Genomic DNA, 13,435 nt, shown 5'->3' with positions numbered 1-13,435 from the left:
CTTATTAGTTTAATTGATTTTATTTTTGCTAAGCTTTAAGATATACATTAATAATTTGATATATCACATTATTATCAGCGAATAAAAGCGATATCCTTTCTTTTCCTTATCGCCGTTATTCGGCATCTGACTTCTTATTTTGGTTTGATCCTAAATGAAAACTCATAAAGTTAACAGGGTTCGCCCCTTTAGTGCATTTATTGATGCATGTGTAAAAGAGCCTTACTCTTTTGCGCGTTTATTAAAAGATATTATTGCAGGGATCACCGTGGGTATTATCGCGATACCTCTAGCCATGGCTTTGGCTATTGGTAGCGGTGTTCCTCCGCAATACGGTCTTTATACCGCAGCTATTGCCGGTATCGTTATTGCTGTTTCTGGTGGCTCTCGATACAGCGTTTCAGGCCCTACTGCCGCTTTTGTTGTGATCCTTTATCCTGTATCACAACAATTTGGTTTGAGTGGCTTACTAATTGCTACGCTTATGTCTGGCGTGATCTTAGTGGTTATGGGATTAGCGCGCTTTGGTAAGCTCATTGAGTATATTCCCGTTTCTGTTACTCTCGGTTTTACATCAGGGATTGCTATTACAATCGCCACAATGCAAGTAAAAAGATTTTTTTTGGTCTTGAATTAGCACATGTCCCAGAAACCTATATTGATAAAGTTATTGCCCTAGGCTCTGCATTACCGACTATTCATATTGGTGATACGCTGATTGGTTTGACAACCCTATTTGTTTTAATTTATTGGCCTAAGCTGAATTTACGTTTACCTGGTCACTTACCTGCTTTAATCGCAGGGACTGCGGTAATGGGTATTGTGAATATGTTCGGTCATGATGTTGCGACAATTGGCTCACAATTTAGCTATACCCTTCCTAATGGAACAACAGGACAAGGAATTCCGCCTATACTGCCTCAGTTTGTTTTACCTTGGAATTTACCAAGCTCAGGTACATCACTTGAATTAAATTGGAGCACCGTCTCTGCGTTATTACCCGCTGCCTTTTCAATGGCAATGTTAGGTGCCATTGAATCGTTGTTATGTGCAGTTGTCCTTGATGGCATGACAGGCAAAAAACATCACTCTAATGGTGAATTAGTGGGACAAGGGGTTGGTAATATAGTCGCACCTTTCTTTGGTGGTATTACAGCAACTGCGGCCATTGCGCGTTCAGCAGCTAACGTGCGTGCGGGTGCAACATCGCCCGTTTCTGCCATTGTTCACTCATTGCTAGTATTACTGACTTTACTTGTATTAGCTCCCTTTCTTTCGTATTTACCTTTAGCTGCAATGTCTGCACTGCTGTTAATTGTTGCATGGAATATGAGCGAAGCACGTAAAGTGATTGATCTTATTCGACACGCCCCTAAAGACGATATTATTGTCTTAGTATTATGTTTATCGCTTACCGTTCTCTTTGATATGGTTATTGCAATTACTATCGGTATTGTGTTGGCTTCACTGTTATTTATGCGTCGTATTGCTAATATGACCAAAATAACAGAATCCCCTTATACTGATGATGATAAGCAGTTATTAGTTGTGCGTGTTAATGGCCCATTATTCTTTGCCGCCGCTGAACGTATCTTTAATGAACTACGTGAACGCAGTAAAGGTTACAAAACCGTGATTATGCAATGGGATGCTGTTCCTGTATTAGATGCAGGGGGATTACATGCGTTCCAGCATTTCGTTACTGATGTTAAAGACGATACTCATGTGATTGTGTGTGATATTCCTTTTCAACCCTTAAAAACGTTGGCAAGAGCAAAAGTGACACCGATTGAAAGTACACTGAGTTTCTATCCTTCATTGCAAAAGGCACTGGATGATTTGGAATTAATTCAGTAGTGGTTTAGATTTTTCAGAGAAAAAAATTAACGCCTTTAATTAATATTAAATAAAAGTTAAAGGCGTTTTTAATTCTAAGCGTTAATTTGATAAATGATTAACTTCAACCTTTATTGTTAATATAAGAAATAATTCACTTAATAAGGAATAAACGCCTTACCAATTCCACTTCCTTGCACACCCTTTTTTAATAAATCTTGATAAAGTGCATTCATACCCAGCCAATGGTTTTCACACCAGTCAGGCGCTAACAAAGTGGGTTTTCTGGCACTAGCACACACACGATGGTAGATCATTTCAGGAGGTGTATGGCGGATCATCTCACCCGCAGTATAAACATACTGTTCCTGCGTCAATGCATTAACACGCCCTGCTTTCCATGCTTTTGCTATCGTGCTCCCTTCAACAATATGCAAAGGGTGTAATTTAAGTCCATCAGTACCCGTAGCTACAACACGTTCTAAAGTTTGCATATTAAGCTGATGATCTTCACGTGGTAACCCAACAATAAGATGTGTACATACCTTTAAACCTCGCCGACGAGCTTCACGCGTCGTCGCTTGGTAGCATTGAAAATCATGTCCACGATTAATGTGCTTCAATGTTTTATCATGAGCCGTTTGTAAACCGAGCTCCAACCATACTTCATAGCCTTGATCATGATAACCTTGCAATAAATCCAACACACTAATGGGGACACAATCTGGTCGAGTTCCTACACACAACCCGACCATATCTGCTTGTAACAACGCGGTTTCATATAACGTGCGTAAATATTCTACTTCGGCATAAGTACTGGTATAGGCTTGAAAATAAGCAAGATAACGACGTGCGCGGTTAATATTTTTAGCTTGTAATGCCACTTGCTCTTCAATGGAGTGATATTGCGTTTGCTCATCAGCAAAAGAAGAGACATTACAGAAAGTACAGCCTCCCCGCCCCAATGTACCATCTCTATTTGGACAGTTGAAACCGCCATGAAGGGTGATTTTATGGATTTTTTCGTGATAACGCGCTGAAGATCAGCGCCGAACATATTAACAACGGTATGCAGCTGCATAACACATTTTATTTACTGGTATCTAACTCTGGGAAATTTTTTACCACTTCATCAATCGCTTTAATTTGAGCTAAGAAAGGCTCTAATTTCGCAAGTGGTAATGCTGATGGGCCATCACAAAGTGCATTATCGGGATCTGGATGCGCTTCAAGGAATAATCCTGCAAGACCGACAGCCATACCTGCACGAGCTAATTCTGCAACTTGTGCACGACGTCCACCTGATGCAGCACCAAATGGGTCGCGGCATTGTAGTGAGTGCGTAACGTCAAAAATAACGGGTGCACCTTGAGAAGCTTGCATCATGACATGGAAGCCTAACATATCAACAACTAAGTTATCGTAACCAAAATTGCTGCCGCGATCGCATAGAATAACTTGATCGTTACCGCCTTCTTTAAATTTGTCGACAATATTTCCCATTTGTCCTGGGCTTACAAACTGCGGTTTTTTTACGTTGATCACAGCACCTGTTTTTGCCATTGCTTCAACAAGATCAGTTTGACGTGCTAAAAATGCAGGTAGCTGGATGACATCAACAACTTCTGATACAGGTTGGGCTTGCGCGGCTTCATGAACATCCGTAATAATTTTAACGCCAAAAGTCTCTTTTAACTCTTGGAAAATTTTCATCCCTTCTTCTAAACCTGGACCACGGTAAGAGTGGATTGAAGAACGGTTTGCTTTATCGAAAGAAGCTTTGAATACATAAGGAATATTCAGTTTTTGAGTTACAGTAACGTAATGCTCGCAAATACGCATGGCTAAATCGCGCGATTCTAATACATTCATGCCACCAAAAAGTACAAATGGCAGGTTATTTGCTACCTTGATATCACCAATATTCACCACTTTATGTTGCATATTTATCCCTATATTGTTTGTAATGTACATCGAGTACGTTGCGTAAAACTTTTTAATGTAAAAACAACTGGATGTTGCTCTATCGAATGAATTTGAATTTTGATCATTTCTGAAATTGGATCTTCGGGGCATTGCTCAACAAAATAGTTAAGGTCAGAAATTGCCACATGATGACACTCTAACTGAGCAAAAATAAGCCCACGATCACGTATCTCATAGGGATCTTCAGGATCAAACATCAATACCGTTTCACTGGCTTTCAATGCTTGTTCCATATTCTTTTCTTCCATCAAAGACACTTTTAAAGTATCTAAAAGCTTACGAATAATAGAGCTGTATTCTGATTCTTCTAAATCGGCATCTAATAACACCGAATTACTTCCTACATTCCCTTTTAACCAAACTTCTAGGGTATGTTGTGAGAGATATTCACCATTTATTGGGTTTAAAAATAACGTTTTTTTCATTGGGAACATCTATTCTGATGATAAGTTGTGTAGGAAAAATAACGGGAGCTAACGGCAGGTTTAACGCTTGTGCAATATAAATAAGAATCGAACCTAGTGAAACAGGAGAACCTACATGTGTCGCTAATACTTTATCTAACCATAAAGTATCAGAAAGGCAATATTTGCCACTTGCACCACTAAAATGCCACTGCTTATAAAACAATTTTAGCAGTGCATCTATCTGCTCTTTGACGTTTCCTTGCTTAGGAATTTCAGCTTCTGCTTGTTCAACTAACTGTGCCAGTTGATAACCAACAGAAGTAGTTGGAAAATCAGGTCGAATAGCCTGAGAGATAAGGATCATGCCCTTAACTAAAGGAGCTTTATTAAATTCGTAATCAGCTATGGTTTCTATCATAATTCCAACGACCTACTGTCACTCGCTCATTACCGCCATAATCGTGGAAAGTTTCCACACAGCAGTAACCCTTATCAATAAAAATATTACGTACACCTTCACCCTGTTGCCAGCCATGCTCCAGCAATACCCAGCCATTATCCGTTAAAAACTGACGAGCAGTTTCAATGATAATCTCGATATCAGCAAAACCGTTATTACCAGCAACTAACGCGGTTAAAGGTTCAAAACGAACATCCCCCTGATGAATATGCTCATCATTTTCATCTATATAAGGAGGATTACTAATTATCATACCAAATTGATACCCAGAGAGTGAACTAAACCAGCAACTTTCCATAAATTCTGTGTTGTTTAATGCTAAGCGAGTCGCATTCTCTTGCGCTAACGCCACCGCTTCAGCTTGAAAATCGACACCAATGATAGAGCAATCTGGGCGTTCTGATGCCATTGCTAACGCAATAGCCCCTGTTCCTGTTCCTAAATCAAGAATACAAGTTGGCTCTGAAGGCAGTTTTTCTAATGCTTTTTCAACAAGGCATTCTGTATCTGGGCGGGGAATTAATGTTGCAGGTGAGACTTTTAAAGGAAGTGACCAAAATTCTCTTTCACCAACTAAATAGGCAATAGGTTCACCTTTAATACGTCGAGTAAGTAATTGTGATAATTGCGCTAATTCGTCTGACGAAAGTACGGTTTCATTAAAAGCAATTAAATAAGTGCGGGTACGTTGTGTAACGTACCCAAGTAGAATTTCAGCATCACGTTTAGGGCTGTCACTTTCAATTAATTGCAAGGCTGCTTCACGCAGCCATTGTTCATAATTCATTAATTTAACTCAGAAAGTGCAGAAAGCTGATCCGCTTGATATTCGGTCACAATAGGCTGAATTAATGGATCTAATTTTCCTTCCATCACTTCATCTAAGCGATAAAATGTAAGGTTGATACGGTGATCAGTGACGCGACCTTGTGGAAAGTTGTATGTTCTAATTCGGTCAGAACGGTCACCAGAGCCTAATAAGTTACGACGTTCAGAAGCTTCCGCTTCTTGACGTTTTTGTATTTCAGCCGCACGAATACGCGCACCTAATACGGACATCGCTTTGGCTTTATTTTTATGCTGTGAACGTTCATCCTGACATTCCACCACAATTCCTGTTGGAATATGTGTAATACGGATAGCAGAGTCGGTTGTATTAACGTGCTGACCACCCGCCCCAGAAGAACGGAATGTATCAATACGTAAGTCACTTGGACTGATTTCAGGCAATTCCGCTTCTGGCACTTCCGCTAATACAGCAACTGTACAAGCAGACGTATGAATACGACCTTGAGATTCGGTTTCTGGTACACGTTGAACACGGTGACCGCCTGATTCAAATTTCAATACACCATAAGCGCCATCACCAACGACTTTGGCAATGACTTCTTTATAGCCACCATGCTCACCTTCGTTAGCATTCATGACTTCAATACGCCAGCGACGTGATTCTGCATAACGGCTATACATACGGAATAAATCACCTGCAAATAATGCAGCTTCATCTCCGCCTGTTCCCGCACGGATCTCAAGAAAACAGTTAAATTCATCATCAGGATCTTTAGGCAATAACAGCACTTGTAGCTGCTGCTCTAAATCATCGTTTAATGCTTGTGCTTCTTTTAGCTCTTCATGTGCCATCTCTTTCATTTCAGGATCATCAAGCATCATTTCTGCTGTTTCGATGTCGTCTTGCACTTTTCGCCATTGGCTAAAACAAGCCGTGACGTCAGTTAATTGAGAGTATTCTTTTGAAAGCGCACGAAAACGCTCCTGAGAGGCAATAACATCGGCTTCTGACAGAAGAGCCTGAATTTCTTCATAACGCTCTTGTAGAGCTTCCAACTTAGCGACAATAGAAGGCTTCATTCGTAGATTAAGATCCTGTTAGACAAAGTTAATTATGGGTAATACCCAAACTTTCACGTAATAGATTCAGGCGTTCAATATCACCATCACTGGCAGCCTGTTGAAGAGATTTTGTTGGTGTGTGAATAAGACGGTTCATCAATTGATGAGAGAGTTGTTGGATAACTTTTTCTGCATCCGCTCCATTTTGTATCAATGTGATGGCTTTTTCTGTCATTTCTGCACGTAAACATTCAGCACTGTCTCGATATTCTCGAATGGCTCCCACAGCACCTTGTGCCCGTAACCAATCCATAAATTGCCCGCTTTCTTGCTGGACAATATGTTCTGCTTGAATTGCTGCAGCTTGGCGTTGTTCACGATTGTGTTGAATGATCGCTTCTAAATCATCAACGCTATAAAGATAAACGTTATTCAGCTTTTCAACATCTTGCTCAATATCACGAGGAACAGCAATATCCACCAGCAACATTGGCTGATTACGACGTTTTTTCAGCGCCCTTTCAACCATACCTTTACCAATAATGGGTAATGGGCTTGCCGTAGAACTGATGACAATATCCGCTTGTGCAAGGCATTCATCAATCTCTGATAATGTAATAACTTCGGCATCAACTTCATTAGCTAAACGCTGTGCACGCTCTTTTGTTCGATTAGCAATAATGATTTTTTTGACTTGATGTTCACGTAGATGGCGAGCGACTAGCTCTATTGTCTCGCCTGCTCCCACTAATAAAATAGTCAAAGAAGATAACGATTCAAAGATTTGACGCGCTAATGTACAAGCAGCAAAAGCAACAGAAACAGCATTAGCACCGATTTGTGTCTCTGTTCTCACTCTTTTCGCAACTGAAAAAGATTTCTGAAACAAACGTTCCAGCTCTGAAGAGAGCGAGTGATAGCTTTGAGAATCGGCGAAGGCTTTTTTAACTTGCCCTAAAATTTGAGGTTCACCTAATACGAGAGAATCTAAACCACTTGCCACTCGCATTAAATGACTGACAGCTTGATTATCTTGATGCCAATAAACACTGCTTTTCAGTTCATTTGGCTCTATTTGGTGATATTGGCATAACCAACGAATAAGCTGCTCATGGCTATTTTCTTTATCTTCCATACTAAGATAGAGCTCAGTACGGTTACAAGTAGACAGCACGACACCGCCTCTGACAGCGGGTTGCTGTAAGAGATTATTTAAGGCATCACCCATAGTATCGGGAGAAAAAGAGACTTTCTCACGTAAAGCAACGGGGGCTGTTTTATGATTAATACCTAATGCTAATAACGTCATATCAACTATATCGAGTTATGAATAAATACCGCCTCGCGACTTGACTTAGTGTAAACCTAAAACAGCGCATTTAGTATGGACTCTTCATTTCTCCGTCATTCTACTTGATGAACAGATTCAATAAAAGGGCTTACTTGAGTGATAGGAGATTTCTATACACTATTTAACGAAATATCGTTATATCATAAGGTTTATGATACTCTTTTTTTCAACTAATAACGAATTAAAGGAATGTCTCAGCTATGCGTTCACGCTTTTTTTCTACCAAACGACTCCTGCGCCTTATCCCGCTAACGGCGTTGTTGCTGAGTGCCTGTAATCTAAATCAGATAAAGACGCAAGGTTCGGCATCTGATCACGATGTGCAATGGCAAGCTCGCCAACAAGCATTAAAGAATATTTCACAATATGAAACCCGAGGCGCTTTTGCTTATATCGAAGATACGAGTAAAACCTATGCCCGATTCTATTGGCAAGACAGAGCCGACGAACGTTATCGCTTATTGCTTACCAATCCTTTAGGCACCACAGAACTCGATTTAAATGTTATGCCGGGTGTGATTGAAGTTACTGATAATAATGGTAAAAAATATTATAGTGATAATCCTGCTGAAATGATCTACCAACTTACAGGTATGGTTATTCCTCTCAAAAATCTGCGTGCCTGGCTTATCGGTTTACCCGGTGATGCAACTGATTTCGAATTAGATGCTAATCATTTATTAAAATCAGTGACATTACCTACACCTGAAGGCGATTGGATTGTGACTTACCAAGCTTATGATTCAAGTACTTCCCCCAACCTGCCACAGCGCCTTGAATTAAAACAGGGTGAACGCACTATCAAATTAAAAATGGATAACTGGGATATACAGCAATGACACTAAGTTGGCCTTCTCCTGCCAAATTAAATCTTTTTCTCTACATCACTGGGAAACGCCCTGATGGTTATCACAATCTGCAAACGTTATTTCAGTTTTTAGATTATGGTGACACATTAACGATTACACCTCGTGATGATACCCAGTTAACGATTTTAACGCCGATTGATGGCGTAGAAGATAAAGATAATTTAATTATTAAAGCGGCAAAATTGCTGCGTGATTATTGTCAACAACATAATATTGCTTTGCAATATCACGGCGCAGATATCCACGTTGATAAAAAACTTCCTATGGGCGGTGGCTTAGGTGGTGGTTCATCTAACGCAGCAACAACATTAATTGCACTTAACTACCATTGGCAAGCAGGATTAAGTGATGAAATCTTAGCCGAATTAGGCGTTAGCTTAGGTGCAGATGTGCCCGTTTTTGTAAAAGGTCATGCAGCGTTCGCCGAAGGGGTTGGTGAAATTTTGACCCCCGCAGAGCCAAAAGAACAATGGTATTTGGTCGCTCATCCCGGAATTTCCATTCCAACACCGACAATCTTCACAGATCCAGAATTAAAACGTAATTCTCCTATTCGCTCTCTTGGCGCATTATTAAAGGCTCCGTTCGAGAATGACTGTGAAATGATCGCAAGAAAACGTTTTCGTGAGGTTGAATATCTGCTTTCGTGGCTGTTAGAATATGCACCGTCACGCTTAACTGGGACAGGTGCATGTGTGTTCGGTGAGTTCGACTCACAAGTTACCGCTAGTGAAGTGTTAATTAACGCCCCTGAGTGGGTGCATGGGTTTGTAGCGCAAGGCGTCAACATTTCTCCTCTGCATTTATTCCGCTCAAGGATACCTGTGTTATTGCACCCGTAAGATGATGTTTACAAACCTTATGTTCATAAACACGTTCTTTACTGGTCAACAATATCTCTCTCTGGACGCAAGCCTGAGGTTTTTCTCGTGCCCGATATGAAGCTTTTTGCTGGTAACGCAACCCCGGAACTGGCTCAACGTGTTGCCAACCGACTCTATACTAGCCTAGGAGACGCGGCTGTAGGTCGTTTTTAGCGACGGTGAAGTCAGTGTGCAAATCAACGAAAACGTACGTGGTGGTGATGTATTTATCATTCAATCAACCTGTGCACCAACTAATGATAACTTAATGGAATTAGTGGTCATGGTTGACGCATTACGTCGAGCTTCCGCTGGTCGTATCACTGCTGTTATTCCTTACTTCGGTTATGCCCGTCAGGATCGCCGTGTTCGTTCAGCCCGTGTTCCTATTACGGCAAAAGTTGTTGCGGATTTCTTATCTAGTGTAGGCGTAGACCGTGTTTTAACCTGTGACTTACACGCAGAACAAATCCAAGGGTTCTTTGATGTACCGGTTGACAATGTCTTCGGCAGCCCAATTCTTTTAGAAGATATGCTTCAAAAAGATTTGGACAACCCTATTGTTGTTTCTCCAGATATTGGCGGTGTTGTTCGCGCTCGTGCTATCGCTAAACTTCTGAATGACACTGATATGGCTATCATTGATAAACGTCGCCCTCGTGCTAACGTTTCTCAAGTTATGCATATTATTGGTGATGTTGCTAACCGCGACTGTATCCTTGTTGACGATATGATCGACACAGGTGGTACATTGTGTAAAGCAGCTGAAGCACTGAAAGAACGTGGTGCGAAACGTGTATTTGCTTACGCGACTCACCCTATCTTCTCTGGTAATGCTGTTGAGAACATCAAAAGCTCTGTTATTGATGAAGTGGTTGTCTGCGATACAATTCCGTTATCAGCAGAAATCAAAGCATTAAATAAAGTCCGCTCATTGACCCTTTCTGGCATGCTGGCTGAAGCAATTCGCCGTATTAGCAATGAAGAGTCAATCTCTGCGATGTTTGAACATTAATTTGTTATAACATTCATTGCAATTTTGAGATAACTAAACCCGCTATAACGATGTTATAGCGGGTTTTTTGTTGTTTTTAGGCAACAAAAAACCCGTTCTCATTAAACGGGCTTATAGGTGTGTACTGCGACGCATAATGGACAACTATTATTCACTAAACATCAGTTTTTAACTTTATTATTATTTTTATTTATTCTGATAATTATCTGTAATAATAACATTATGGATAACGGTGATTGTCATGACGACGATAACGTTCATCATGGTTACGTAACCACCAATATCTTTCTGCTATTGTTTCTCTACCACCGATACGGGCGCCCGCTAACCAAACCAAAGCACCAACAAAAATCCCCATTAAAGAAATATCTGATAAAAACTCAGGCAATCCTAATGGGAAAATATGGGTAAGAAGCGTATAACCAAGACTACCGAGCATGACAATCATCCCCGTAGCCATACATAAATTACCAACTGCAAATGCATGTTTATATTTCATGTTGCACCTCCAAGCGCGTCGTCAGACGATTCAACAAAAAAAATACATCGAATAACCTTTTTATTCTTTGTAGTTATTATAGCCATAAATACTAAAAAGTTATTGTCGAAGGGATCACACCGTTCTGAAATTTATTGACAAATCTTCACAAAAAATGTGTTTTTTCTTTAAAAAAGAGAAAATAACACTCTTTTTATCCCTTTCGCTCTTTTTGTTAAATTAAATTAAGGACATTTTCTCAGCTTACCGTTTCTAAAAGTCATTCTATATAATCTATTTTGTGCTTCTGAGCTTAGACAGGTAAACTATGTCCTTTCTTTTAAGACGATAACAGTGAAAGGCTATTGTGAGTAAAATTAAACTTATCGTCGGGTTAGCAAACCCCGGTGCAGATTATGCCCAGACCCGCCATAATGCGGGGGCTTGGTATGTTGATTTATTGGCTCAACGTCATCAACAATCTCTAAAAGAAGAGAGTAAATTCTTTGGTTACACCGCACGCATTAATTTGAATGGTAATGATGTTCGATTATTAGTGCCGACTACTTTTATGAACTTAAGTGGTAAAGCGGTACAAGCGATGGCAAATTTCTATCGTATTGAGCTTGATGAAATTTTAGTTGCCCATGATGAACTCGATTTACCTCCTGGTGTTGTCAAAATGAAATTAGGTGGCGGCAATGGCGGGCATAACGGATTAAAAGATATTCAAAGTAAGTTTGCTAATAATCCGAACTTCTATCGTTTACGTATTGGTATTGGTCATCCTGGTGATAAAAATAAAGTTGTTGGTTTTGTCTTAGGTAAACCCCCAATCAGTGAACAAAAATTAATTGATGACGCTATTGATGAAGCACTTTCATGCACAGACATTTTAATGCGTGATGGTTATGAGAAAGCAATAAACCGATTGCATAGCTTTAAAGCGTAATCATGATATTGATAAATTAAGTCATTTTAATATTCCGAGGGGCCCCCTCCCTCTTCTTTTATGCAAATACTCCCGGATGATTTAATCAAACGGGGATTTGCTCTATAATAGCGCCAATTTTTTTAACCGCGCACAACAGGAATACTCCCTCCTGTTGTTTTTATGTGACAAGGTGAACGTTTATGGGATTTAAATGTGGTATCGTCGGTCTGCCTAACGTAGGGAAATCTACACTGTTTAATGCCTTAACTAAGGCAGGTATTGAGGCAGCCAACTTCCCATTCTGTACTATTGAGCCAAACACAGGTGTTGTTCCAATGCCTGATCCTCGCTTAGATAAACTGGCTGAAATTGTTAAACCACAGCGTATTTTACCAACAACAATGGAATTTGTTGATATTGCGGGTTTAGTAAAAGGGGCATCTAAAGGTGAAGGTTTAGGTAACCAATTCCTGACAAATATTCGTGAAACTGAAGCGATTGGTCATGTGGTTCGTTGTTTTGAAAATGACAATATCATTCACGTTGCAGGTAAAGTTGATCCTGCTGAAGATATCGAAACTATCAATACTGAATTAGCCCTTTCTGACTTAGACACCTGTGAACGTGCAATGCACCGCAATCAGAAAAAAGCCAAAGGTGGCGATAAAGTTGCTAAAGCAGAAATGGAAGTGTTAGAAAAATGCTTACCGCATTTAGAAAATGCAGGTATGTTACGTGCTTTAGATTTAACTGAAGAAGAAAAAGCGACTATTCGTTATTTAAGCTTCTTAACGTTAAAACCAACAATGTATATTGCAAACGTTAATGAAGATGGTTTTGAAAACAACCCATATCTTGAAACGGTTCGCAAGATCGCAGAAGCAGAAGGCTCTGTGGTTGTTCCTGTTTGTGCCGCGATCGAAGCGGATATTGCTGAGTTAGAAGATGCTGAACGCGAAGAATTTATGCAAGATTTAGGCATTGAAGAACCTGGCTTAAACCGTGTTATTCGCGCAGGTTACGCACTACTGAACTTACAAACTTATTTCACTGCGGGCGTTAAAGAAGTACGTGCATGGACAATCCCTGTTGGTGCAACCGCACCACAAGCGGCGGGTAAAATCCACACTGACTTTGAGAAAGGCTTTATCCGCGCTCAAACTATCGCTTATAACGATTTTATCACTTACGGTGGTGAACAAGGCGCTAAAGAAGCAGGTAAAATGCGTGCAGAAGGTAAAGAATATATCGTTCAAGATGGCGATGTCATGAACTTCTTATTTAATGTGTAACGACTTATATTAAATCTCATTACTAAACCCACGGTCATTCGTGGGTTTTTTTATATTTTTTATACTCTACGCACAACTCATTTTATCCATTCA

Annotated in this window: 9 protein-coding genes and 4 pseudogenes; 6 read left to right on the top strand and 7 right to left on the bottom strand. The window is 40.1% G+C overall.

Annotated features, from left to right (window positions below):
- The first annotated feature begins 154 nt into the window (after nt 1–154).
- Nucleotides 155–1,857: pseudogene (gene dauA, locus BHE89_RS20720) on the top strand (C4-dicarboxylic acid transporter DauA).
- 137 nt (nt 1,858–1,994) lie between these two features.
- Here dauA and BHE89_RS20715 read toward each other — a convergent pair.
- The 6 genes and pseudogenes from BHE89_RS20715 to hemA all read right to left on the bottom strand — a co-directional run bounded on the left by BHE89_RS20715 (nt 1,995) and on the right by hemA (nt 7,849).
- A pseudogene (locus BHE89_RS20715) lies at nt 1,995–2,917 on the bottom strand (TIGR01212 family radical SAM protein).
- Between the two features lie 8 nt (nt 2,918–2,925).
- A complete protein-coding gene (gene kdsA / locus BHE89_RS20710; protein ID WP_069369052.1) occupies nt 2,926–3,780 on the bottom strand; it encodes a 3-deoxy-8-phosphooctulonate synthase in 855 nt (284 codons plus the stop codon).
- Nucleotides 3,781–3,788: 8 nt separating this feature from the next.
- Nucleotides 3,789–4,644, bottom strand: a pseudogene (gene sirB1, locus BHE89_RS20705) (invasion regulator SirB1).
- The gene (gene prmC / locus BHE89_RS20700; protein ID WP_069369051.1) at nt 4,628–5,476 is read right to left on the bottom strand and encodes a peptide chain release factor N(5)-glutamine methyltransferase; all 849 of its coding nucleotides are present in this window, start codon (nt 5,474–5,476) and stop codon (nt 4,628–4,630) included. Before prmC ends, sirB1 begins: the two are co-directional and overlap by 17 nt.
- The gene (prfA, locus tag BHE89_RS20695) at nt 5,476–6,558 is read right to left on the bottom strand and encodes a peptide chain release factor 1 (protein WP_069369050.1); all 1,083 of its coding nucleotides are present in this window, start codon (nt 6,556–6,558) and stop codon (nt 5,476–5,478) included. The genes prmC and prfA overlap by 1 nt, the downstream gene beginning before the upstream one ends.
- 28 nt (nt 6,559–6,586) lie before the next feature.
- Nucleotides 6,587–7,849: a glutamyl-tRNA reductase gene (gene hemA / locus BHE89_RS20690; RefSeq protein WP_069369049.1), complete on the bottom strand. Its 1,263-nt coding sequence runs from the start codon at nt 7,847–7,849 to the stop codon at nt 6,587–6,589.
- 242 nt (nt 7,850–8,091) lie between these two features.
- Between hemA and lolB the strand changes: the two genes are divergently transcribed.
- The 3 genes and pseudogenes from lolB (at nt 8,092) to prs (ending at nt 10,638) form a co-directional block, all read left to right on the top strand.
- Nucleotides 8,092–8,730: a lipoprotein insertase outer membrane protein LolB gene (lolB, locus tag BHE89_RS20685; protein WP_069369048.1), complete on the top strand. Its 639-nt coding sequence runs from the start codon at nt 8,092–8,094 to the stop codon at nt 8,728–8,730.
- Nucleotides 8,727–9,602, top strand: a complete 876-nt coding sequence (ispE, locus tag BHE89_RS20680) for a 4-(cytidine 5'-diphospho)-2-C-methyl-D-erythritol kinase (protein ID WP_069369047.1) — start codon at nt 8,727–8,729, stop codon at nt 9,600–9,602. The genes lolB and ispE overlap by 4 nt, the downstream gene beginning before the upstream one ends.
- Before the next feature lie 87 nt (nt 9,603–9,689).
- A pseudogene (prs, locus tag BHE89_RS20675) lies at nt 9,690–10,638 on the top strand (ribose-phosphate diphosphokinase).
- Nucleotides 10,639–10,858: 220 nt separating this feature from the next.
- Here the strand turns inward: prs and ychH are convergent.
- Nucleotides 10,859–11,137 carry a stress-induced protein YchH gene (gene ychH / locus BHE89_RS20670; RefSeq protein WP_069369046.1) on the bottom strand — a complete coding sequence of 93 codons (279 nt, stop codon included), beginning with the start codon at nt 11,135–11,137 and terminating at the stop codon, nt 10,859–10,861.
- Between the two features lie 346 nt (nt 11,138–11,483).
- Here ychH and pth point away from each other — a divergent pair, with 346 nt between their 5' ends.
- Nucleotides 11,484–12,068 (top strand): aminoacyl-tRNA hydrolase, encoded by a 585-nt coding sequence (gene pth, locus BHE89_RS20665; protein WP_069369045.1) that lies wholly within the window; start codon nt 11,484–11,486, stop codon nt 12,066–12,068.
- A gap of 182 nt (nt 12,069–12,250) precedes the next feature.
- Nucleotides 12,251–13,342, top strand: coding sequence for a redox-regulated ATPase YchF (ychF, locus tag BHE89_RS20660; protein ID WP_069369044.1), 1,092 nt, complete (start codon nt 12,251–12,253; stop codon nt 13,340–13,342).
- The last annotated feature ends 93 nt before the right edge of the window (nt 13,343–13,435 follow it).

The organism is Shigella sp. FC1967, assembly GCF_001743005.1.
GTDB lineage: Bacteria > Pseudomonadota > Gammaproteobacteria > Enterobacterales > Enterobacteriaceae > Proteus.
Note: the sequence above shows the minus strand (reverse complement) of the source record. Positions and strands in the feature narration are given on the sequence as shown.

What these genes read in the sequence shown, in the direction of transcription:
- ychH (WP_069369046.1), bottom strand. Translation starts at nt 11,137, where the DNA reads ATGAAATATAAACATGCATTTGCAGTTGGTAATTTATGTATGGCTACG.
- kdsA (WP_069369052.1), bottom strand. Translation starts at nt 3,780, where the DNA reads ATGCAACATAAAGTGGTGAATATTGGTGATATCAAGGTAGCAAATAAC.
- ispE (WP_069369047.1), top strand. Translation starts at nt 8,727, where the DNA reads ATGACACTAAGTTGGCCTTCTCCTGCCAAATTAAATCTTTTTCTCTAC.
- lolB (WP_069369048.1), top strand. Translation starts at nt 8,092, where the DNA reads ATGCGTTCACGCTTTTTTTCTACCAAACGACTCCTGCGCCTTATCCCG.
- ychF (WP_069369044.1), top strand. Translation starts at nt 12,251, where the DNA reads ATGGGATTTAAATGTGGTATCGTCGGTCTGCCTAACGTAGGGAAATCT.
- prmC (WP_069369051.1), bottom strand. Translation starts at nt 5,476, where the DNA reads ATGAATTATGAACAATGGCTGCGTGAAGCAGCCTTGCAATTAATTGAA.
- hemA (WP_069369049.1), bottom strand. Translation starts at nt 7,849, where the DNA reads ATGACGTTATTAGCATTAGGTATTAATCATAAAACAGCCCCCGTTGCT.
- prfA (WP_069369050.1), bottom strand. Translation starts at nt 6,558, where the DNA reads ATGAAGCCTTCTATTGTCGCTAAGTTGGAAGCTCTACAAGAGCGTTAT.